This is a genomic window from Hespellia stercorisuis DSM 15480 (assembly GCF_900142165.1).
Taxonomy (GTDB): Bacteria; Bacillota; Clostridia; order Lachnospirales; family Lachnospiraceae; genus Hespellia; species Hespellia stercorisuis.
Map to the genome: position 1 here is coordinate 124,008 of NZ_FQZY01000006.1, position 21,812 is coordinate 145,819.

A 21,812-nucleotide genomic window follows, 5' to 3' on the forward strand; every position below is an offset into this window, starting at 1 on the left:
GGATTACATATGAAACACAAAAAAAGAATACGGCCGATGGCACTGGCTCTTGCAATGTCGATGGTGCTGTCAAACCAGGCGTTTGCAGCGGAACTTCCGGATATGACAAGAGTCATTACCGTGTTGCAGGAAACTCCGGCAGACTTTGAACTGCGAACGGGATATCAACTCGCATCAGGATGGCATTATGTCCTGGATGGCGAGTGTGTGCAGGTGTACGAAGATGAGACACCTGTCATTGAAGCTGATGAGGTGGAAGATGAAACTCCTGTGGATAACCAGACACCAGCAAGTGACGAAACAACGGTTGAAGAGCCGGCACCGGCAGATGGTGACACGACCGAAGATAAACAGCCGCATACAGGCAAAGATGAAAGCAGTGAAGATACACAGACACCTGAGAATGGAGATATGGAAGAAGACACACAGAAGCCGGCGGACGAAAATACAGAAACAAAGAATCAGACGTCTACAGAGAGTGAAGCAAGTGGGACACCGTCTGATAGTGAGAATGAACCGACAGACGATTCAGAGGAGCAGGAGAGTGCAGAAGCATCCTATCTGACCTCGGAACAGTTTTCCAATATTGCAGAGCGGATTCAGTACAATGTGACAGTGCCGATCGAAGGGCTGCCATCATTCATCACACAGGAGATGGTGGTGGGCGCATTAAAGGCACAGGATGAGAGTGGTTTCCCGGCATCGGTTACTATTGCACAGATCATTCAGGAATCAGGGTTCGGATCATACGGTCCGGGTGGCGAGGACGGCAAAGGTTTGTCTTATCTGGCATACCAGTACTGCAACTTGTTTGGAATCAAGGGAACCGGCAGTGCAGGCAGTGTGAGCATGAGCACTGGCGAGATGACAGGCACAGGGGCATCCTATACCATCAATGCTGGCTTTCGTGCTTATCACACTTACACGGAGTGCATCATGGATCGAACAGAGTTACTGCAGAAAGTCTACAGCGATCTGACAGAAGGCACAAGTGACGCAAATACATTTGCCGTACAGATCGGGAAACGTTGGGCAACGGATATCTCCTACGGACAGCATTTAATTCAACAGATGGAAAAATATGATTTGTATCGGCTGGATGACCTGACGCTCATGGATTTTAATTCCATGATTGGACGATTTGCAAATCCGTGCCCGGGAGCTACGATTTCCAGCACGTTCGGCTATCGTGATTTTGACCATAGTGTGCATAAGGGACTGGATCTGGGAACCGGAAGTGAGAACCTTCCAACCTATGCGGCAGAAGCAGGAACCGTTGTCACAGCGGGATGGAGTGACAGTGCCGGCAATTGGATTGTCATAGACCATGGAAACGGATTAGTTACAAAATACATGCATCATGCGGAGATCTATGTGCAGACAGGAGATCATGTGGAAAAAGGACAGCAGATTGGGCTCAGTGGAACAACTGGAAATTCCTCAGGAAATCATCTTCATTTTCAGGTGGAAGAAGATGGAACCGCAGTAGATCCGATGCCTTATCTGTATGCAGAGACTACGACACTTGCAATGAGTCAGACAGCAAAAGAAGCATCTGCAGCCTGGTCCAAGTCAAAGTCTCTTTCAAATGGAACTAAAAAACTGACAACACAGACCGTACAGACACCTCGTCTGCTGGCTGAATTAAGAGAGGTACAACATGAAAAGAAATCCGTTAAAAGTCTTGTGGGTGGTGCTGGGATTTTTGAGTCTGGCACTGGGCAGTATTGGAATTGTATTGCCAATACTGCCAACCGTTCCGTTCTATATGCTGACAGCCTTCTGCTTTGCAAAAAGTTCTGAGAAGCTGCACACCTGGTTCGTGAATACAAAAGTGTATAAAAAGCATTTGCAGAGCTTTGTGGAGAAAAAAGCGATGACCATGAAAACAAAGCTGACAATTGTGGGAACTGTAACAGTGGTTATGGCTCTTGGCTTTGTTATGATGAGCCGGGTTCCGGTAGGGCGAATCTGTATTGCAATTGTGTGGGTTTGCCATCTGCTGTATTTCTTCTTCCGTGTAAAGACGCTGAAACCGGAGGATGCACGCACTGTGAAGGAGCCACAGAATATTGTGACAGAAGAATGAAAGAGAGTAGAAAAATCAATCATAGTATGACCGCGAAGAAAACATCAGCGGTTGACAGGAAAAGAAAAAGAGAAGAGCGGGTGGTGGAGGAGATGATTGTATTATATTGTCAGAAGAACCATCCGGCAGAGGACAGAGCCACAGATCGCGGGACAGGCAGCGGTCAAAGGCTCTGCCCCGTCTGTCAGAAGCTCCGGGACTATGCGGTAGCCAGAAGTGAGCATTGCCCTTTTATGGAGCAGAAGACATTTTGTGCAAACTGTAAGGTACATTGTTATAAACCGGAAATGAGGGAGCAGATTCGTAAGGTCATGAAGTTTTCAGGACCGCGGATGCTCTTTTACCATCCTGGGATGGCTCTCTGGCATGTCGTGTGCAGCTTGCGGGAAAAGAACAAAATGAAGGCGAAAGAGAAGGAAACGAATACATGATTAAAAAGAGACTGGTGGGGCTGTTGTCCCATGCAAAAAAATACATAGTCTACAATGTGCTCTGGCAGTGGATGGCGCTGCTTGCCCAGGTGATCGTGGTGTTCACGATCACTGGGCTGCTGCAGAAGACCATACAGGGAACGGCAGGGGCCACGACAATCTACGGCTCAGCGGCGGTCATTGCCTGTGCGATGGCGTTGCGGTATGTATGCGATAAGATGGCATCAAGAGCATCTTATGCAGCGAGTGTGGACGTGAAACGGATTTTGAGAGAGAAGATTTATGATAAACTGCTCCGTCTTGGAGCGGCGTACAGAGAAAAGACATCCACGTCCGAGGTCATACAGCTAAGCACAGAAGGAGTGGAACAGTTAGAGACCTATTTTGGAAAATACCTGCCGCAGTTGTTTTACAGTCTGCTGGCTCCGCTCACGCTGTTTGTCATTCTAGCATTTGTCAATGTCAAAGCCAGTGTGGTGCTGTTGATCTGTGTGCCACTGATACCGATATCCATTATGGCAGTTCAAAAGTTTGCCAAGAAACTTCTGAATAAATACTGGGGCATCTACACGAATCTTGGAGACAGCTTTCTGGAGAATCTGCAGGGACTGACAACACTGAAAATCTATCAGGCAGATGAGAAGAAAGCGGAGGAAATGGATGAGGAGTCACAGCATTTCCGCAAAATCACCATGAAAGTCCTGACCATGCAGCTTAATTCTACCAGTGTAATGGATATTATTGCCTATGGCGGAGCAGCGGTCGGGATGATTGTCGCGCTGACAGAATTTGGCAAGGGAAATATCACGCTGGCGGGAACGCTGACGATTGTTCTTCTGGCTTCGGAATTTTTCATCCCGCTGCGAATGCTTGGCTCCTTCTTTCATATTGCAATGAACGGAATGGCAGCCAGTGACAAGATCTTTGCATTGTTAGACCTTCCAGAGCAGGAAGAAAAAAAAGGAGAGATTGTGGGAGAGAGCATCGATGCATCGATGGAGCAGGTACATTTCTGCTATGAAACAGACCGCGAGATCCTAAAAGGTGTGGACTTGTCCTGCCCAGCAGGTACGTTTACTGCATTGGTGGGAACCTCCGGCTGCGGAAAAAGCACGATTGCAGGAATCCTGATGGGAAGAAATCGAGGTTACAGCGGAACAATTACCATCAATGGACAGCCGCTTTCGGAAATTAACGAAAGCAGCCTGATGTCACACGTAACACTGGTAACCCATAACAGCTATCTCTTCCAGGGACAGGTGGCAGACAATCTGCGAATGGGAAAACCGGACGCCACAGACGAGGAACTCTGGGCAGTGCTTAAAAAGGTGAATTTGGACGGCTTCTTAAAGAGTCAGCAGGGACTTGAGACCACGGTGCAGGAAAAAGGCGGAAATTTCTCCGGCGGACAGTGTCAGAGACTGGCGATTGCAAGGGCACTTCTTCACGATACACCGATGTATATCTTTGACGAGGCGACCTCGAATATTGATGTGGAAAGTGAAGAACTGATTATGAATGTAATTCATGAACTTGCAAAGACAAGAACTGTCATTATGATTTCCCATCGTCTGGCAAATGTGGTGCAGGCAGATCGGATCTATATGTTAAAGGACGGCAGGATCATGGAACAGGGGAAACATGAGGAACTGATGCGTGCAGAGGGCGCATATTATGAGCTGTACCAGTATCAGAGCGGCATGGAGCAGTATGCGGCAAAGCAGCCGGAGAAGTTTCAGGACCAGAACGAGGATATGCAGCCGGAAATGAAGATACACACAGATAGAGAGAAGCAACAGGACACAGAAGTGAGAAAGGTGGTGAGCGCATGAGCAAGGAGACAGAAAACAGACGCAGTGGATTTCAGATCATGAAATCTCTGATCACACTCGTAAAACCACTTCTTCCGGTGATGTGTGTGGCGGTATTCTTTGGAGTCATCGGCTATCTGTGTGCAATCTTTCTCACCATACTGGCAGGGTACGGAATCATTCATACCTTTCTGGAAAATATGGGAGTGACCGTGATGTTCGCAGGCGGTGGACCGCTGCTTAGCATGAGCCTGCGCCGCCTGTTTCTCCTGCTGGTGGTACTGGCAGTGTGCCGGGGGATTTTCCATTATGCGGAGCAGTACTGTAATCATTTTATTGCATTCAAGCTGCTGGCAATCATCCGAAATAAAGTGTTTGCGGCACTGAGAAAGCTGTGTCCGGCAAAGCTGGAGGGCAGACAAAAGGGGAATCTGATTTCCATTATTACAACGGATATTGAGCTGCTGGAAGTGTTCTACGCACATACCATTTCGCCCATTGCCATTGCAGTTGTCACCTCGGTGATTATGACCATTTTCATTGGACATTACTCCGTATGGGCAGGCGTGATTGCGCTGTTGGGATACCTGGTGGTCGGTGTTGTCATTCCACTGATGAACGGGCGTGACGGCGGTGAGAAGGGCATGAATTTCCGAAATGCTTTTGGCGCTATGAACAGCTTTATGCTGGATTCCCTGCGTGGACTGGATGAGACGATCCAGTATGGCAAGGGGCAGGAGCGAAAAGAAGCAATCACCGGACGTTCCAGACAACTGGGAGTGATTCAGGAAGATTTGAGTCGGCTGGAGGGCGAGCAGAGATCTTTCACGAATCTGGTGGTACTGCTGTTTTCCTTTGCTGTATTGTTCCTGATGATTTTTCAATACCAAAATGGGAATGTGGATTTTATGGATCTGGTACTGGCGGTGATTTCGATGATGGGCTCCTTTGGACCGGTAATCGCACTGTCCAATTTGTCCAATAACCTGAATCAGACACTGGCAAGTGGAGAACGTGTGTTGTCTATTTTGGAGGAGGAGCCGTTAGTGGAAGAAATTGCAGATGACAAAACCAGTGATTATCAGGGAGACAAAGCATTTCTCGGGGCAGGCGCAGAGCATGTTACATTTGCCTATGATGAGGAAAAGATTCTGGAGGATTATTCGCTGCAGATTGAGCCGGGAAAGATCACAGGCATTCATGGCAGCAGCGGCTCCGGGAAATCGACCTTGTTAAAACTGCTTATGAGGTTCTGGAATGTGGACGATGGTAAGGTTCTGGTATCCGGCAGTGATGTGCAGGAAATACCAACGAAACGCCTACGGGATACAGAAAGTTATGTGACACAGGAAACACATCTGTTCCATGATTCGATTGCGAACAATATTGCGGTGGGGAAGCCGGGAGCAGGCAGGGAAGAGGTGATAGAGGCGGCGAAGAAAGCTTCGATCCATGATTTTATCATGAGTCTGCCAAACGGGTATGACACGGAAGTAGGAGAGCTGGGAGATACACTGTCTGGAGGGGAGAAGCAGCGAATTGGAATCGCGCGGGCATTTTTACACGATGCGCCCTTACTGCTCATGGATGAGCCAACCAGTAATCTGGATTCATTAAATGAGGGGATCATCTTGAAATCGCTGAAAGAAGCGTGTGAGAGAAAGACAGTTGTGTTGGTGTCTCACAGAAAATCCACCATGAATGTGGCGGATGTTGTGTGGGAGATGGAGAGCGGCAGGATCTCGTAGAATTGTAAATGAAATAGTGCAAAAAGATTGTAATACAAAAAGTCTTTTTTTGCACTATTTTTTTCTGTTATTAAAAAAATGTTGTATATGAGTGTTACTTTAAAAATCTTTTATTCAATGCGGGTGAACTCTTTTGGTTTGTAATAAAGTCTGTCTAATACCCGTTTTATAGTATTACCGGGGTTGCGAAAAATAGAAGCAGTTCATAAGTTCTTTTTGATGATTTATTTGAAAACAATGAGGGTATACTAAAAAGATAAAAGTGATTATAATGTTTAATAAAATTGACAAAAATGTAATAAAAGTATATTATATTAAACATAAGAGGTGAACACATGAGTAAAAAATCAGTGGCAATTATGCCAGATACACAAAAAAATTTAGAAGTAATGGGAGAACAGATCAAGTTGGCCAGACTGCGTCGAAATCTTTCGACAGAATTAGTTGCGGAAAGAGCTGGAATCAGCCGGGGTACCTTGTGGTCCGTAGAAAAAGGAGCGCCAACGGTGGCAATTGGAACCTATGCAGCAGTATTACACGTATTGGGTGGTTTGGACAAAGAGTTTACTCTAATTGCAAAAGATGATGAATTTGGAAGAAGGCTTCAAGATCTGAATTTGCCAACACGAAAAAGAGCAAAAAGGAGTGAATAATAGATGGGTCATGTGAATGAAATATATGTGTATGAAAATTGGAAAGCAGATACTCCCACGCTTATGGGAACATTATATGTGGATGGCGGAAGAGGAAAGCAGGTAGTATCTTTTGCATATGCGGACGAGTGGATAAATGATTTGACCAATACGGCTAAATTAGACCCAGATCTGGGGATTTTTAAGGGGCGTCAGTATGTGCAGTCAGAAAAGTCAATGTTTGGCGTTTTTTCAGATTCATGTCCTGACAGATGGGGACGTCTTCTCATGAAGAGACGTGAAGCACTTCTTGCAAAAAAGGAAGAGAGAAAACCAAAAACACTCACGGAAATTGATTTTTTGTTAGGCGTTTATGATGAGACAAGAATGGGTGGGCTAAGATTTTCAACAGAAAAGGGAGGCTTATTTTTATCAAATGATAGAGAACTAGCAACGCCTCCATGGACAACTCTGCGCAAGTTAGAATCAGCGTCGTTGGCATTTGAGAAGAATGATGATGGAATGGAAGAGAAATGGTTAAAGCAACTGATAGCCCCAGGATCTTCATTAGGCGGAGCAAGACCCAAAGCATCATCTAATTGACTTTGGACTGGCATTGTCAGTGTCAAAATTATATGATTTGACGGAGTCGCAGGCAGTGGAAGCGTTAAATGAAATAAAAAATGTCGTAGAGTGTAATTGGAAAAGGCTTGCGCAGCAATATGGATTGAGCCGAAGCGAGATAGAAGATATGTCCCCGGCGTTTGATATGGCATTTAAGTCGTAAGTACTATATCAAATTCTATCATGGAATGCTGCACAAAAGGTGATAAGTGATATTGTGGCAATGAATAATAATATAAGTCTAGGCGACAAGATATCATACAAGATTCAAGATAAGGATGGGGGTGAAGTTAAACTGGAAGTAGTTGGAATCCATTCAGATGGAGATGAGTTCAATGGAAATGCACAGGGATATGCAGAGTCTATGAGCCAGGAAAATCTGATTTTTGTTCCTATGGGATATCTTACATCGCTGGCTTCGGGTGATTCTATTAATCAGATCAGCGGGCGAAGAAAACAGTTCGGGATTCTGCTTTCTATGGGCGAGTCAAAAGGAAGTGTGATAGCACAGCTCCTGTTTGAATTGTTGATACCATTTGTAATCAGCATTCCGCTGGGGATAATAGGAACCAAAGTCGTATTGTCAAAGATCCCAATTCCTGATCTGATTTTGCAGTATATAGGCAGTCAGCCGGGATTTGGCAGCCGTGATTTGATATTTGCACTGGTTATGGGGGTTATCATGATATTATGTGCAGTTGTTATGATATCCATCATGATTTTTACGAAATCACCAAAAGATTTAGTAAGGGGGCGAGACGCTATATGAGTAATATACTGGAAGTAAAAGCATTGACTTTTAAATACAAAGGAAAAGATTCTATTTCGGTATTAGATAATATGAACGATGTTTTTTCGTCGGGAAAGCTATATGCGATACTGGGTTCATCCGGAAGTGGAAAAAGCACGTATAATTGTTTTTAAGAATTGCACATGAGGATGAGAAGTGCGTCATATTGGTCACGCACTCGAAACAATTAGCAAGCAGAGCGGATGTTGTGGTTCATATAAGAAAGAATTCAGTATAAATGGATATATAGGGTAAGTAATCCCCCCGCTTCAAGTACAAGAGAGTACGAAGCGAGGGGATTAAACTTTATTTATTAAGTTCGCGTTTCAGCGTGTCAAAATTTCCGGCTATCTTTGCACGGATTTCTTCGTATTTGGCCTTACTTTTATCGGCTTTTTCCTGCCGAAGTGCAGCCCTGGCCTGCTTTTCCATTTCCTTTTGCGTTTTTTTGGCTGCGTCAAGTTCTGTTTGGATTTCAGCTGCATCATACCGGGTAATTGCAGCATTGTATTTTTCAAACTTACTGTCTATTGCGGCGTTGCCTTCCTCTTGGGCAAGGGCGAGAATCGCCACTGTTCCATCGGTCAGATCTGCGGAAACCTTTTCCAGCATGGAGCCGTTTTTTGCGATATCGCCCGAATCAGCAACGGCACCTGCAAGGCTGCCAATGCCTGCCCCCAACAAAACGCCAAGGGGACCTCCGAGAATACCTACAAAGCTGCCGATTAGTCCGCCCGTCATAGTGTCATCTGTGGACTCAATTCCGGTGTCAAAAGATTCGCAAGTGGTAAGTTCATTTCTTTCTCTCTTCACAAGAACAGCCTGCGATACGAGAAAACTCGTGCCGCTCAAATCGCGTTTGAGTTCTGAAAAAGCCTGATAAGCCTCGCTTTCAACCGAGAATGTTGCCATAATAATATTTTCCATGATGGTTTTCCTTTCTGTGTTTTTATTGTCGTTTTCTGACTACTGCTTTTTTCCACGCTTCAAAGCGGCTTCTACTTTAACCTTGTGCTCGTTAAGCCGCTGTTTCATTGCTTCTGTGGCATTCACTTTTCTTTCTTTGTTCTCTGCTTTTTTTATTTCTTTCATTTTCGTGCGGTATTCCCTGTCAGCAGCTTTGGCTGCCTCTTCCAGTTCAGTACATATGGCTGCAGCAGCCGTGTCCACCGCCACTTCTGTAAAAGCAGCTTCCATGACTGTGGAAATAACCGTGTCGGTAATTTCCGTAATGACCGCCTCAACCTCCGGCCCCTGAATAGCTTCATTGATAACGCCCTGCTGCAAATTGCCGCACAAAATTGTATCGGGAATGTCGTTGCCATCGGTATCGATGAATACCGTGTCAAAATAGCCATCACCAATCGTATCAATGGCAATGGTATCTGCATTGCCATCGCCAGTCACATCAAGAATGGCAATGTCAGCCACCTTGTCGCCGGTGATGTCAAACAGGATTGTGTCCTTCTCTGCGGTCCTAACGAGTGACGATTTGAGGTCACGATCCTTGCGTACAGCTTTTTTGATTTCCTTCATAGAATACATTGTAGTCTACCTCCTGTTATAGTTATATTTGATAATTTTCTTGAATCCGAATTGTCGGTATTGCACATCCTCGTTGTCTTAACTTGACTGAAGTATAGTTTATAAAAAGACAAAAAAATACGGACAAATAAAGTAGTGTGTGGAAATCTGTAACACCTGGCTTCATTTGTCCGTATTTTTTTATTCCTTTTTCAATTTAGCCGCATTCGCAAGAGCAAGTTCGGTAGTTCCCTGCATAACGGCTGTGGCTCTGTCAATCATTGCATTAGGGTCGTCTTTCATTCCGTCACGAACCCATCTGACCAGAAATCCGGCCAATGCAGACGCAGACAGGCTTGCAATGAGATTGAGGTCAGAATCCTTAACCTCCATATTTCCCAGCTTGGCACGTATAGATTTTGGTATCATCTGCATACCAATCTCATATGCAGTCTGTTCCAGCTTGGTATCATCAATCGAACGGTAAATATGTAATACTGCAGTTTTATTTTTCAGCAACTCATTTGCAAGTGCTTTATGCGCCTCTGGCCATTCCACATCTGTGGGAAATGTTTCTTTGATGCGCTCAAGGTCGGCTTTGAACAAGTCATCGATAAGTGCATAAATATCTTGATAATAGTAATAGAAGGTCTTTCTGTTAATGCCGCAATCATCAACAATATCTTTTACTGTGATTTGGCTCAGAGGTCTATCATTCAAAAGCTTCATGAAGGAGGTGCAGATTGCCTGCTTTGTGAACTTGGTCATAGCAAATTTCTCCTTTGTATATTATTTCAAGGATATTATATCAAAAACTTCGCATTGCGACAATAAAATATCTTCTGTCAACCCATCAGGGGAATTTCCCTCAGAGAAAAAATGTGCCAAAGTTATAGATTGCGGAAGGAAGAGTTCTTGACTATTATCAGCGGATAAAAATATAATAGAAATAGATACTTTTTGCAGTATATCTGAATCGGAGGAGCAAAATGCAGAGCATTTTGCGAGGATGTTTCTTGTCCGAAGGGCAGGAAGATAGAGATTCAGAGGATTTTCAGTTTACATAAAGGAGGCAAAAGATAGAATGAAAATAACAATAATCCATGGACAGAGCCACAAAGGCTCCACGTATCATGTTGCCAGATTGCTTGCAGAAAAGCTAGGAGGGGAGATAACAGAGTTTTTTCTCCCGCGGGATTTTGATAAATTCTGTGTTGGGTGTACGAACTGTTTTTCAAAGAAGGAGTCACTCTGCCCGCACTATGAGCAGCTTTTGCCGATTACAAAGGCTATGGATGATGCAGACGTGCTGATTCTGGCAAGCCCGGTGTATGTATTTCATGCAACGGGGTCAATGAAAGCGTTTCTGGACCATTATGGTTATCGCTGGATGGTGCACAGACCGAGCGGAGCGATGTTCAAAAAACAGGCAGTCTGTATTTCAACGGCAGCAGGCGGCGGGATGCGCTCAACAAACAAAGATATGGCCCACAGCCTGTTTTTCTGGGGCGTTGCAAAGGTGTATCAATATGGTGTTGGCGTGCAGGAAACGGCTTTCGAGCGTGTGGACGAGAAGATCAAGGCAAAAATAGACAAAAAAACGACAGCACTTGCAAAGAAAATAAAAGTAAGAAAGCAGCGGCAGGTACAGCCGGGCATTCGGACGAAAGGTTTTTTCTTTATAATGCATCTTTTGCAGCGAAACGGGTTTAATCCGCCAGACCGCGACTACTGGATAGAGCAGGGGTGGACGAAGAATGTGCGTCCGTGGAAGTAAGAGGATATGGCACTTATCTATATTCTTTATCATTAAAAAATGACAAAGAATATAGAATTAAGAAACAGGGGACAGCTGCTTTATAGTGCGCTTGTTCTCATACATACGTGCATCAGCAAGTTCAATGGTGCGGTTTAAGTCACTCTGCGTTTCGCTGGTATCACACACGCCGATGGCGTAACTCAGCGTGGCGGGCAAAGAACTGTCGTAATTGTACGCTTCGGTGGCCTGCTCCAGTGCGCGCACCATTTCGTCGGCCTTTCCGGAGGGCAGACCATCACAGAACACCCAAAATTCGTCACCGCCCACGCGGTAGCACTTTCCAACGGATAAGAACACACGGTTCAACACGTCACCAAACGCATGAATCAACTGATCACCCGCACCGTGGCCGTAGAGATCGTTTGTTGCCTTTAAGTTATTCAGATCCATGAAAAATGCTGTGCGTACAGTTTCCCCACACCACGCGTTCTTGTCCAGCTCAAACGCCGCACGTGAGTAACAGTGCGAAAGTGGGTCCTGCAATGCCAGCGTCTTGTAATAGGATTCCCGCACAGCCTCTGCACTGTGCCGCATGAGTAAGCGGACAAATTGATACATTTGATATAACAAATAAGACAAAATACCAATTTTCAGGAAAAACACATTGTTTTCTCCGACTTCACACAAGAACAAAGTAAGGTCAATCGCACCGGTCAGTGCAATTAGTCCCCCGAAATAAAGTCCACGATTACTCTTTTTACGGATAAGGCCATATACAAGACAGGTAATCACCGCTAAAATTCCCGCAATCTGTACTGCCTGTGTCATCGGCAAAAGCCGTCGCAATTCTATGCCACTGAGCAGCGATATTGCCAACTCCGCTATTGCAACAGTTGCGCCGACTCCTGCAATGAGCCTTAGCAGTTTCCCGCGCCAATCTTCCAACTCCCAGCCAAATAGAGCCAGCAGTGGGGGACCAACCATAGCAAAGGACAGCATGTCCACCAGATAGACGATCCGTGCGTTAGAGGCAAGGTATACGATGCTATAGCTTTCGCACATGAAATATAGTCCGCAGTTAATCGCCAAAAAGCCGCGCAGCAGCATTTTGTATAGGTCAATCCCCTTGCGGGCCATCAGTGAGAGGCCCAGCAGAATCAGCCCACTGAGCAGAATCAGCGTGTTGAGTACAAGAGCCGGAATATCCCGCAGCAGTTGTTGTTTAAGGAAAACCGCCTCATTGGCGATGATCAGTTCAGGCATTGAAACGTGGGTCAGTCCGCTTGCAGGCACGGTGACACGAATTTCCAGATGCCCATCGTTCACTTTCTGCGGCAGGGGGATATGCGTGAAATAGTTGCCCAACGAATACGTCTGCGGTTCAACGTGGTAAAGGACCTCCCCGTCAAGGAAAATCGTCATAAACGTGTGATTGGCCTGCAAAATCAGCGATGGAGTTGTTCGACCGGAAAAGGCGTAATTCAGCGTGAATTGCAGCTGTGTTTCACCCGTCACATCAAAATAGTCAGGAAGGGCAATTTTTGTACGCTGACCGTCGCTGATCAGCTCGCCATCTTGAACGAGCACAATCTGCTCATCGACTGCCTTGGGAAGTGCTGTCGCCTCCCGATTGGAGATGGAAAGCCAGAGCATGGCCAGATACATAACAAGTATGGAGAAGATAAACACAATACACGCTTTTTTTTTCATAGGAGCCTCTTTTCCAGATGATTTCACAATCTGTTTTATCAGTATTTTCCACCATGATGGAATTATCTTACCATATCCAAATTGAAAAATCTATGATAGGGAGGATCCTTTTTGGTGGATCAGGTGGGGATAGCCGGTACGAACTCAAAAGCAGCATGTGCACTATGCAGGTCGATCACCGGCGTGCCATGATTCCAAAGGCACACATGTACACAGGTATTGGTATTTTCACGTATGGTTCCAGACATCTGTCCATTTACGGGGGCACGTAAAGGATGGCTGTTAGCTGGTGATTTCATAGTAATCTTAAGAAGAAGCTTTCCCTGGGAAAGGCAGATCTGTTTGGAATCTGCCTTGTGGATACGGACATGGCGGTAGGTGGCAAGGCGGTACTCGTGACCTTTATATAGGATGGCGCAGATGCAGCCTGTAAAATTGATACTGTAAATTGGTATATGGGCAATAGACACCATGATAGAGCAGGGTTCCGAAAAATCATTGCACTGTAACCAGATATAGGAGCTTGGAAAAGAAGTACCGCTGTCCTTCTCAATATATCCGGTACCATCGTTAAAGCCGTGTATCTGACCATCTATTTTTAAACTGCCGCTGAGACTATGGGCCATGCTGATGACACCGTGGCGGCATTCCATAGGAAGATACCGGAAAGGTCCCATGATGTCTGAGCAGAGAGGTGCAAGCTTCCCATATTCAATTCTGCCACGGATACCAGGCAGATCAATCGTGCAGCCGGAATATGAGAAAAGACAGTTTCCAGCATGGATACCATGGTTGTCTATTGTCAAGTTGGGCACAGGAAACTGCCGTGCCCCGCAGTTTCCAATCATCTGAATAAATGGACCGCTCTCGGCTCTTCCCGGTATAAATGCAATCATCTCGTTTCCCGCCTGGTGTTTAAAATACCAGCCTTCAAATCCCTTGTTCGATTTCCTCCACAAATGTTTCATATCACTACCTCCATGGCAGGTAGTATTGACCGTTTCAAGCAGAATCATGCCGGGAGTGGAGTATTTCTGGATGATGCAATCAAAAGCCGGCTGACTCCGTTGTCTGATCTGGCTCATGATTCGAAGTGGAAAGAAAAATATCAGGTTATTGATGCCAGAGCGTTAATTGTGGTATGGTATACGTGACAACAATAGCAGCAACAGATAAAAGTCCGCGAGCGAGATGAAGCAGAGCGGAATGGAACGAAACTGTGGAGAAAAACTTAGGGGCAATCTTTGGTTTCCCACTTATATCAGGAGGCACGTAAATTGACATTACAACAGTTAAAATATATTGTCACAGTCGCGGAATGCGGTACAATCAGTGAGGCAGCGAAGCGGCTGTTCATATCACAGCCAAGTCTTACCAATGCAATCAAGGACATTGAGGAGGAGATGCAGCTCGCGATCTTTCATAGAAGCAGCAGAGGGGTTGTTGTTTCCAACGAAGGGGATGAATTTTTGGCTTACGCAAGACAGGTTCTGGAACAGGCTGATCTTTTGGAGGCGAAATTCAAGCACACGGACAGAAAAACTCCCAGATTTTCGGTGTCATCCCAGCATTACTCGTTTGCTGTAAATGCATTTGTGGATGTTATACGCGAGTTTGATGCAAATTCTTATGATTTTACATTGAGAGAGACGCAGACATTTGAGATCATTGAAGATGTGAGTCATCTGAAAAGCGAGATCGGTATTCTGTATACGTCCGAAAAAAACGAAGAAGTTTTGAAGAAGCTGATAAAAGCGAATGGACTGCAGTTTGAAAAATTATTCACGGCCAATCCACATGTATTTATCAGTTCCACGCATCCGCTGGCGGGGAAAAAGACGATCACAATGGAGGATCTGGAGGATTTCCCGTATTTGTCGTTCGAACAGGGAGATTATAATTCTTTCTATTTTTCAGAAGAAATTCTAAGTACTCTGGACCGGAGGAAAAATATTAAAGTACGCGACAGGGCAACACTGTTCAATCTGTTGGTAGGGCTGGATGGGTACACCGTCAGTTCTGGTGTGATCAGCAAAGAACTGAACGGAGAAACGATTATAGCCAGGCCGCTTCAGGTAGATGAAAGCATGGAAATCGGAATTATCACGCAAAAGAATATGCCGCTGTCTGCGTATGGAAAGTGCTACATTGAAGCATTGTATCAATATGTTTCTGATTTGAGATAGCTATATACTGTGAGCAACATCTCTGGTGAGAAACGGTGAAGTTGATTTTTGTATCATTCGAGAGATTTTATATTTGACAGCGAATGAAAAGATGATATAATGGTTAGTGGACACTAACTACTGAACGGATTCAAAGACTAAGAGCAGAATCAGGAGTTAGCCTGGCTAATAATGACGGCTGAGTGTGGCGGGAGAAAGAGCCCGCCATATATTTCACACAGCAGTTAGCTGAAACTAACACAAGAAAGGAGAGAGTAACATACAAATAAAAAATAACAGGATTGCAAATATCCGCTTAATGGAGGCGAATGTAAAATGAAAAAAGAAAGTTCTTTGCAGAAATTATTTGATTATGCGGGAAACTACAGGTATTTGACGATATTCTCATGGATATTGTCCGTTATCAGCGCATGGATTGCACTGGTTCCGTTTTATTACATATGGAAAATTGTGGATGAAGTATTGCAGGTGTTACCGGATTTTGGTAAAGCAGTGCATCTGAGTCGGTATGGCTGGAGCGCGGTAGGGTTTGCCCTGCTGTCAATGCTCATTTATATATGCGCTCTGATGTGCTCTCATATTGCCGCCTTCCGTGTGCAGGCAAATATGCGGTCGCAGACGATGCGGCATATCATAACACTTCCGATGGGGTTTATGGATGGAATCGGGAGCGGGAAAATCCGTAAAATCGTCAATGAATCCAGTGAGGCCACGGAAACGTATCTGGCGCATCAGTTGCCAGACCGTGCAGGCGCAATGGCAACACCGGTGGGACTGCTGGTTCTTCTGCTGGTATTTGACTGGCGTCTGGGTCTGTTAAGTCTGGTCCCTGTCGTGATCGCATTTTTAATTATGGGAAGTATGACGGGAAATGAGATGAAGGAAAAGATGGCACAGTATCAGAACTCCCTGGAGGAGATGTCGAATGAAGCAGTGGAATACGTGCGCGGCGTGCCTGTCGTAAAGACATTTGGTCAGTCGGTATTCTCCTTCAAGCGATTCAAAGAAGCCATCGACAGTTATGAAAAATGGGTCATTTCCTACACGAAGGATCTGCGTCTGCCGATGGTCATGTATACGACAATGATCAATGCGGTCTTTGCGGTATTGATCGCAGCTGCGTTTTTGTTTACAGCGAATGGCATTACCAATACGTTTTTACTGAACCTGATTTTTTATATTATGATTACACCGATCATCACGGTCACTTTGAACAAAATTATGTTTTCCAGCGAAAATGCAATGATTGTAGAAGATGCGATAGCAAGGATTGACAGTGTGATGTCGATAAAGCCGTTGGAAGAAACAGAGACGCCGCAGTCTCCGAAAGGAACTTCCATTACACTGGAACAGGTTTCCTTCCGATATCAGGATGCCGCAAAGGATGCAGTTCATAAGGTGTCGCTTTGTATAAAGGAGGGAGAGCATGTGGCGTTTGTCGGCCCGTCCGGCGGAGGAAAAACAACACTGGCCAGCCTGATCGCGAGATTCTGGGATGCGTCAGAAGGAAAGATCTGTATCGGCGGAGTCGATGTGAGGCAGATTGCGAGCAGAGAACTTATGAATACAGTGTCCTTCGTATTCCAGGACAGCAAACTCCTGAAGATGTCTATTCTGGACAATGTCCGAATGGGAAAACCGGATGCATCCAAAGCTGAGGTACTACAGGCATTAACAGATGCGGGATGTGACGATATTCTTGCCAAGATGCCGGAAGGCGTCGATACCATAATTGGAAGCCGCGGAACGTATGTGTCCGGTGGTGAGGCGCAGCGGATTTCAATTGCAAGAGCCATGCTGAAAAATGCACCGATTCTGATTTTGGATGAGGCAACGGCATTTGCGGATCCGGATAATGAAGCAAAGGTGCAGGAGGCATTTGCAAGGTTATCCAAAGGAAAGACGGTCATTATGATTGCGCACCGATTATCAACGATCACGGGTACCGACCGGATCTACGTACTGAAGGACGGGCGGATTGAGGAGCAGGGCAGTCACGATGCGCTGGAAAAACAGGCAGGACTGTATGCGCATATGTGGACAGAATATAACAAATCAGCAAACTGGAAAGTAGGAGGTGCATTATCATGAGTATAAATGAACGATTACAGCATAAGTATGCTCTGTCAAAACAGGGTGCATCGGATATGATGAAAGCATTTGTCAGTGTCACATGCTCCGACATTGTACTAATGTTTCCAGTCGGGCTGCTGTACTATTTGATCAGAGATTTCCTGAACAATTCTATAACGGGAAAACGCATTCCGTTTTATGTGGCCGGATGCATCATTTGTCTGGCACTGATCATCATTACAACGTATATCCAATATAATGCAACATTTTTTGCAACGTATGTAGAAAGTGGAGTCCGAAGAACGACTTTGGCGGAGAAATTAAGAAAGCTGCCGTTATCTTTCTTTGGGAAAAAGGATCTTGCAGATCTGACCAGCACGATCATGGCAGACTGTGCGACACTGGAGACAGCGTCGTCCCACTGGATACCGGAATTGGTGGGTGCAATGATTTCAACCTGCCTGATTGCTGTTTCACTGTTTTTCGTTGACTGGAGGATGGCCATTGCAGCACTTTGGGTACTGCCGGTGGCATTTGTGATCGTGCTGTCTGCATCGAAGGTCATGAACCGATCCGGCAAGAAGCATATGAAACTGAAGATGGACTGTGCAGACGGAATACAGGAATGCCTGGAAACGGTGAGAGATCTGAAGGCCAATAATGCACAGTCTGCCTACATGAACGGATTAGAAACAAAAATCCGGGCGGTAGAAAAGCATGCAATTGTAAATGAACTGATAACGGCTGTCTTTGTCTCCGCAGCACAGATGATTCTGAAATTGGGGATTGCAACGGTCGCGCTTGTGGGAGGGATTCTGCTGGTAAACAAAAGTCTGGATGTAGTTACATTCTTTATGTTTCTTTTGCTGGTATCCAGACTATATGATCCGATGCAGATTTCTCTGCAGAATCTGGCTGCGATTATTGCAGCGGAGGTTCCGTGCGGGCGCATGGACGAGATCTTATCACACGAGGTGCAGACCGGAAGGGAGACCCTTACGAACCAGGGCTGCGATGTGACGTTTGAACGGGTTGGATTTACGTATAATGCGGACGAAACGGTTCTGAAAGAAGTGTCATTTACCGCAAAACAAGGTGAGGTCACGGCACTGATCGGACCATCCGGCGGAGGAAAAACTACGGTATCAAGGCTTGCAGCACGTTTCTGGGATGCGAATCAGGGAAGGATTAAGATTGGTGGTATGGAAGTATCAGAAACCGATCCGGAGACATTGATGTCATTGTATGCAATTGTGTTTCAGGATGTGACGTTGTTCAATAATACCGTGATGGAGAACATTCGAATCGGAAGGAAGGACGCGACGGACGCAGAAGTAATTGCAGCCGCAAAACTGGCGCATTGTGATGAATTTGCGGAGAAGCTGCCCGAAAAATGGAACACGATGATCGGAGAAAACGGATCGGAATTATCCGGAGGAGAAAGACAGCGGATATCAATTGCAAGGGCGTTTTTAAAGGATGCACCGATTATCCTGTTGGACGAGGCGACCACATCGCTGGATGTGGACAATGAGACACTGATTCAGGAGGCGTTATCAAAATTGATTCAGAACAAGACCGTTCTGATTATCGCGCACCGGATGCGGACTGTTGCGAACGCAGATAAGATCGTCGTATTAAAAGACGGCATCGTGGCAGAGCAGGGGAGTCCGGAGGAACTGATCCGGAAAAATGGAATCTATCAGCATATGATCCAGATGCAGTTAAAGGCGGAAGCGTGGAAAATCTAGTGTGCTGACATGATGCAAAGCTGCCACGGAAGAGCTAAGTACAGGAATGTGACAATACCGCTTCTAATGACAACAATTCTCAACAAAGCCAAAGCTTATTGACAGAAAGAATAGACGGAGATAAAATAACCATGTTATTAAATAACGTGGTTATTTTATTGCGGAAAAGGAGACAAGAATGCGACCAACAAATGAGAAGCTTGCTTCGGATATTCTGGAAGCAGGGAAACAGGAATTTTTGTCCAAGGGCTTTAAGGGGGCAAATCTGAGAAATATAGCGTCTTCTCTAGGCGTTACGACCGGGGCAATCTATCGCTATTATACAGACAAAGAAGAAATATTTTCAACACTGGTAGAAGAACCAGCCCATACATTAACAGAGAAATACAGGACCCTCCAGAAAGAATTTTCAGCGAGACCGTTAGAGGAGCAGCTGTCAGGCCTTCCAGAGATATCAGAATCAGGGCATGATTGGATGATGGAACACATCTATAATCATTATGAGGCGTTCAAACTGATTATTTGCTGCTCCACAGGGACACAGTATGAGCATTACATGGAAACGCTGGCAGAGATTGAGACCAATTCCGGAATTCTTTTGATGGAACGGATGGAGGCGGCAGGGATGAAGTTTCGACATATTGACGAGGATATGGTACATATGCTGTCAAGTGCATTATTCAGCGGCATTTTCGAGACGGTACGCCATGACATGCCAAGAGAAAAAGCATTTGCTTATATGGATGGAATCCGGGAATTTTATTCCGCAGGGTGGTTTCAAATTTTAGGGATATCCTGATATCTGGAATATCCCTTTTCTTCTGATTGCAGGTTAGCAAAATCTAACTGAGGTTGGGAGTATCAAAAAGCATGTAACCAGATTTCTCTGGATACAAATAATAGATAAAGGAGTGAACAAATTTATGAAAGAAAAAAAGAAAGAGTCACCATTTTCCCGGCTTTGGAGCTGGGCGAAAGATTATCATGGCGGTTTTTACGGCTCTGTCCTGCTGGCAATGCTGGGAGTGGGGGGAAGTATGGTCGCCTATTTCAGTGTTGCGGCGATGATTCGCATCCTGCTGACCGGAGGCGGGTTAGGCGCGTGCATGCACTGGTGTCTGCTGATGCTGATTGGATATGTGGCAAAGTCCCTTTGTTCTGCTGCTTCCACAGCGTTGTCTCACCGAGCGACTTACCATGCACTCAGAGATTTGAGAAAACAGCTTTTGGCGAAATTATCCCGTGTACCCATGGGAACCATTCTGGATACGCCGTCGGGACAGTATAAGACCACGATTGTAGACCGGGTGGAGGGGATGGAGCCAACATTGGCACATCTGATCCCGGAGATGACATCCAATCTGCTGATTCCGATTTTTATCGCAGTCTATATATTCTGCATTGACTGGAGAATGGGACTGGCGTCTCTTGCGACAACCGTAATCGGAATGATTGCCGCATCCCAGAGCGCAAAGACTTATGCTGTTAAATGGGACGGTGCAGTGGCTGTGGGACGGAAAATGGCCAATGCCATTGTGGAATACATCGGCGGAATCCAGATTGTAAAGGCATTTAGCCAGTCGGCGGGATCCTATCGCAGATATGCAGATGCGGTGGAGGAGAATGCGGTCTACTATAAGAACTGGATGAAAGAAAATCAGAAATTCATGTGTATTATGCAGACAGTCACACCGTCCGTTCTGCTGGTGGTACTGCCAGTTGGTCTGCTTCTCTGGTCTCAAGGAGGTTTAAGTGCTGCTGATTTTATGACAGTGATTGTGTTGTCACTGGGGTTTACAGGACCATTTCTTGCGGCCATGTCTTTTGTGGATGAGCTTGCGGTGGTCGGAACCAATGTAGATGAGATTAACGATATTCTGGAAGCCCGGGAACTGGAGCGCCCAGAGAAAAAAGTGACATTAAAAGACCGGATGATTCAACTGGAGCAGGTTTCATTTACCTATGGAAAAGAGGATGAGAAGGTGCTGAGCGATGTCAGTCTGACAATCAGGCCACAGACGGTCACCGCGCTGGTTGGCCCGTCCGGTTCCGGAAAATCCACCATTGCCAAGCTGATTGCCGGCCTGTGGGATGTGAGCGGTGGTTCGATTCTGATGGGAGGATGCGATATTCGGGATATTCCATTGGATCAGCTGAATCAGCAGATTGCATATGTCTCACAGGACAATTATCTGTTTAACCGTACCGTGCGTGACAACATCCGTATGGGACGTCTTGACGCATCGGACAGGGAAGTGGAGGCAGTGGCGAAGGCTGCTGGCTGTGACTCCTTTATCCGGGCGCTGGATCAGGGGTATGACACAGTGTGCGGCTCCGGCGGCGGACATCTCTCCGGCGGAGAAAAGCAGCGGATTTCCATTGCGAGAGCCATGCTAAAGGACGCACCGATCGTAATATTAGACGAGGCAACAGCCAGCGTGGATCCAGAAAATGAAGCTGTCATTCAAAAGGCGATCCTTGCACTGACAAAAGGAAAGACATTGATTGTCATTGCACACCGTCTGTCTACCATCGCAGATGCAGACTGTATTGTAGTGGTGAGTAAAGGAAAAATTGTGGCACAGGGAACGCAAAAGGAACTTTTGGAAAGCTGTCCGTTGTATGCCCGGATGTGGCAGGCACATATCGGCACAAAAGATGCAGCGTAGATCGTTCCAGGGAGG

At 45.7% G+C, this 21,812-nt stretch carries 21 protein-coding genes; 16 read left to right on the forward strand and 5 right to left on the reverse strand.

Translation table 11 applies throughout. From position 1 onward, the window contains the following. Window positions 1-9 precede the first annotated feature (9 nt). From BUB85_RS21940 to BUB85_RS21355, 9 genes are all read left to right on the forward strand, one after another. Window positions 10-1,803, forward strand: coding sequence for a peptidoglycan DD-metalloendopeptidase family protein (locus tag BUB85_RS21940; protein ID WP_242945307.1), 1,794 nt, complete (start codon window positions 10-12; stop codon window positions 1,801-1,803). Beyond that, window positions 1,694-2,089, forward strand: a complete 396-nt coding sequence (locus BUB85_RS01465; RefSeq protein ID WP_242945316.1) for a YbaN family protein — start codon at window positions 1,694-1,696, stop codon at window positions 2,087-2,089. The genes BUB85_RS21940 and BUB85_RS01465 overlap by 110 nt, the downstream gene beginning before the upstream one ends. Then, window positions 2,086-2,520 (forward strand): nitrous oxide-stimulated promoter family protein, encoded by a 435-nt coding sequence (locus BUB85_RS01470; RefSeq protein WP_242945309.1) that lies wholly within the window; start codon window positions 2,086-2,088, stop codon window positions 2,518-2,520. The genes BUB85_RS01465 and BUB85_RS01470 overlap by 4 nt, the downstream gene beginning before the upstream one ends. Next, window positions 2,517-4,352, forward strand: a complete 1,836-nt coding sequence (locus tag BUB85_RS01475) for an ABC transporter ATP-binding protein/permease (protein WP_084533871.1) — start codon at window positions 2,517-2,519, stop codon at window positions 4,350-4,352. The genes BUB85_RS01470 and BUB85_RS01475 overlap by 4 nt, the downstream gene beginning before the upstream one ends. Further along, window positions 4,349-6,079, forward strand: a complete 1,731-nt coding sequence (locus BUB85_RS01480; RefSeq protein ID WP_073104085.1) for an amino acid ABC transporter ATP-binding/permease protein — start codon at window positions 4,349-4,351, stop codon at window positions 6,077-6,079. Before BUB85_RS01475 ends, BUB85_RS01480 begins: the two co-directional genes overlap by 4 nt. Before the next feature lie 335 nt (window positions 6,080-6,414). Beyond that, the gene (locus BUB85_RS01485; RefSeq protein ID WP_073104087.1) at window positions 6,415-6,732 is read left to right on the forward strand and encodes a helix-turn-helix transcriptional regulator; all 318 of its coding nucleotides are present in this window, start codon (window positions 6,415-6,417) and stop codon (window positions 6,730-6,732) included. A gap of 3 nt (window positions 6,733-6,735) precedes the next feature. After that, complete coding sequence (locus BUB85_RS01490) at window positions 6,736-7,314, forward strand: cytochrome P450 family protein (protein ID WP_073104089.1); 579 nt, start codon at window positions 6,736-6,738, stop codon at window positions 7,312-7,314. A gap of 244 nt (window positions 7,315-7,558) precedes the next feature. Next, window positions 7,559-8,104 (forward strand): ABC transporter permease, encoded by a 546-nt coding sequence (locus BUB85_RS01495; RefSeq protein ID WP_143160642.1) that lies wholly within the window; start codon window positions 7,559-7,561, stop codon window positions 8,102-8,104. Further along, on the forward strand, window positions 8,101-8,259 hold the full coding sequence (locus tag BUB85_RS21355; protein WP_159434600.1) for a hypothetical protein: 159 nt from the start codon (window positions 8,101-8,103) through the stop codon (window positions 8,257-8,259). Before BUB85_RS01495 ends, BUB85_RS21355 begins: the two co-directional genes overlap by 4 nt. A 172-nt stretch (window positions 8,260-8,431) precedes the next feature. Here the strand turns inward: BUB85_RS21355 and BUB85_RS01500 are convergent, their stop codons facing one another. The 3 genes from BUB85_RS01500 to BUB85_RS01510 all read right to left on the reverse strand — a co-directional run bounded on the left by BUB85_RS01500 (window position 8,432) and on the right by BUB85_RS01510 (window position 10,417). Then, window positions 8,432-9,052 (reverse strand): DUF1269 domain-containing protein, encoded by a 621-nt coding sequence (locus BUB85_RS01500; protein WP_073104093.1) that lies wholly within the window; start codon window positions 9,050-9,052, stop codon window positions 8,432-8,434. 39 nt (window positions 9,053-9,091) lie between these two features. Next, window positions 9,092-9,670 (reverse strand): hypothetical protein, encoded by a 579-nt coding sequence (locus BUB85_RS01505; protein WP_073104095.1) that lies wholly within the window; start codon window positions 9,668-9,670, stop codon window positions 9,092-9,094. Window positions 9,671-9,850: 180 nt separating this feature from the next. Continuing rightward, the gene (locus BUB85_RS01510) at window positions 9,851-10,417 is read right to left on the reverse strand and encodes a TetR/AcrR family transcriptional regulator (RefSeq protein WP_073104107.1); all 567 of its coding nucleotides are present in this window, start codon (window positions 10,415-10,417) and stop codon (window positions 9,851-9,853) included. A 316-nt stretch (window positions 10,418-10,733) separates the two neighbouring features. Here BUB85_RS01510 and BUB85_RS01515 point away from each other — a divergent pair, with 316 nt between their 5' ends. Further along, window positions 10,734-11,426, forward strand: a complete 693-nt coding sequence (locus BUB85_RS01515) for a flavodoxin family protein (protein ID WP_073104109.1) — start codon at window positions 10,734-10,736, stop codon at window positions 11,424-11,426. Between the two features lie 57 nt (window positions 11,427-11,483). Here BUB85_RS01515 and BUB85_RS01520 read toward each other — a convergent pair whose 3' ends face one another. Next, window positions 11,484-13,118, reverse strand: coding sequence for a GGDEF domain-containing protein (locus tag BUB85_RS01520; protein ID WP_073104110.1), 1,635 nt, complete (start codon window positions 13,116-13,118; stop codon window positions 11,484-11,486). Window positions 13,119-13,237: 119 nt separating this feature from the next. Next, window positions 13,238-14,086 (reverse strand): tocopherol cyclase family protein, encoded by an 849-nt coding sequence (locus BUB85_RS01525; protein WP_073104112.1) that lies wholly within the window; start codon window positions 14,084-14,086, stop codon window positions 13,238-13,240. A 12-nt stretch (window positions 14,087-14,098) separates the two neighbouring features. On the opposite strand from BUB85_RS01525, the gene BUB85_RS21360 reads away from it, so the two are divergent. The 6 genes from BUB85_RS21360 (at window position 14,099) to BUB85_RS01550 (ending at window position 21,797) form a co-directional block, all read left to right on the forward strand. Further along, entirely contained in the window at window positions 14,099-14,272 is a 174-nt protein-coding gene (locus BUB85_RS21360; protein ID WP_159434601.1) for a hypothetical protein, read from the forward strand. Window positions 14,273-14,395: 123 nt separating this feature from the next. Further along, window positions 14,396-15,304 (forward strand): LysR family transcriptional regulator, encoded by a 909-nt coding sequence (locus tag BUB85_RS01530; RefSeq protein ID WP_073104114.1) that lies wholly within the window; start codon window positions 14,396-14,398, stop codon window positions 15,302-15,304. A 315-nt stretch (window positions 15,305-15,619) separates the two neighbouring features. After that, entirely contained in the window at window positions 15,620-17,395 is a 1,776-nt protein-coding gene (locus tag BUB85_RS01535; protein WP_073104115.1) for an ABC transporter ATP-binding protein, read from the forward strand. A 2-nt stretch (window positions 17,396-17,397) separates the two neighbouring features. Then, on the forward strand, window positions 17,398-19,128 hold the full coding sequence (locus BUB85_RS01540; RefSeq protein WP_073104198.1) for an ABC transporter ATP-binding protein: 1,731 nt from the start codon (window positions 17,398-17,400) through the stop codon (window positions 19,126-19,128). A 178-nt stretch (window positions 19,129-19,306) separates the two neighbouring features. Next, window positions 19,307-19,927: a TetR/AcrR family transcriptional regulator gene (locus BUB85_RS01545; RefSeq protein WP_073104116.1), complete on the forward strand. Its 621-nt coding sequence runs from the start codon at window positions 19,307-19,309 to the stop codon at window positions 19,925-19,927. Between the two features lie 124 nt (window positions 19,928-20,051). After that, entirely contained in the window at window positions 20,052-21,797 is a 1,746-nt protein-coding gene (locus tag BUB85_RS01550) for an ABC transporter ATP-binding protein (RefSeq protein WP_073104117.1), read from the forward strand. Window positions 21,798-21,812: the final 15 nt, after the last annotated feature.

Bases quoted from the DNA above. Each gene is read 5' to 3' on its own strand.
- BUB85_RS01495 (WP_143160642.1), top strand. From the start codon at position 7,559: ATGAATAATAATATAAGTCTAGGCGACAAGATATCATACAAGATTCAA.
- BUB85_RS01520 (WP_073104110.1), bottom strand. From the start codon at position 13,118: ATGAAAAAAAAAGCGTGTATTGTGTTTATCTTCTCCATACTTGTTATG.
- BUB85_RS21360 (WP_159434601.1), top strand. From the start codon at position 14,099: ATGGCAGGTAGTATTGACCGTTTCAAGCAGAATCATGCCGGGAGTGGA.
- BUB85_RS01485 (WP_073104087.1), top strand. From the start codon at position 6,415: ATGAGTAAAAAATCAGTGGCAATTATGCCAGATACACAAAAAAATTTA.
- BUB85_RS01550 (WP_073104117.1), top strand. From the start codon at position 20,052: ATGAAAGAAAAAAAGAAAGAGTCACCATTTTCCCGGCTTTGGAGCTGG.
- BUB85_RS21940 (WP_242945307.1), top strand. From the start codon at position 10: ATGAAACACAAAAAAAGAATACGGCCGATGGCACTGGCTCTTGCAATG.
- BUB85_RS01490 (WP_073104089.1), top strand. From the start codon at position 6,736: ATGGGTCATGTGAATGAAATATATGTGTATGAAAATTGGAAAGCAGAT.
- BUB85_RS01505 (WP_073104095.1), bottom strand. From the start codon at position 9,670: ATGTATTCTATGAAGGAAATCAAAAAAGCTGTACGCAAGGATCGTGAC.
- BUB85_RS01545 (WP_073104116.1), top strand. From the start codon at position 19,307: ATGCGACCAACAAATGAGAAGCTTGCTTCGGATATTCTGGAAGCAGGG.
- BUB85_RS01535 (WP_073104115.1), top strand. From the start codon at position 15,620: ATGAAAAAAGAAAGTTCTTTGCAGAAATTATTTGATTATGCGGGAAAC.
- BUB85_RS21355 (WP_159434600.1), top strand. From the start codon at position 8,101: ATGAGTAATATACTGGAAGTAAAAGCATTGACTTTTAAATACAAAGGA.
- BUB85_RS01475 (WP_084533871.1), top strand. From the start codon at position 2,517: ATGATTAAAAAGAGACTGGTGGGGCTGTTGTCCCATGCAAAAAAATAC.
- BUB85_RS01470 (WP_242945309.1), top strand. From the start codon at position 2,086: ATGAAAGAGAGTAGAAAAATCAATCATAGTATGACCGCGAAGAAAACA.
- BUB85_RS01500 (WP_073104093.1), bottom strand. From the start codon at position 9,052: ATGGAAAATATTATTATGGCAACATTCTCGGTTGAAAGCGAGGCTTAT.
- BUB85_RS01510 (WP_073104107.1), bottom strand. From the start codon at position 10,417: ATGACCAAGTTCACAAAGCAGGCAATCTGCACCTCCTTCATGAAGCTT.
- BUB85_RS01480 (WP_073104085.1), top strand. From the start codon at position 4,349: ATGAGCAAGGAGACAGAAAACAGACGCAGTGGATTTCAGATCATGAAA.
- BUB85_RS01525 (WP_073104112.1), bottom strand. From the start codon at position 14,086: ATGAAACATTTGTGGAGGAAATCGAACAAGGGATTTGAAGGCTGGTAT.
- BUB85_RS01515 (WP_073104109.1), top strand. From the start codon at position 10,734: ATGAAAATAACAATAATCCATGGACAGAGCCACAAAGGCTCCACGTAT.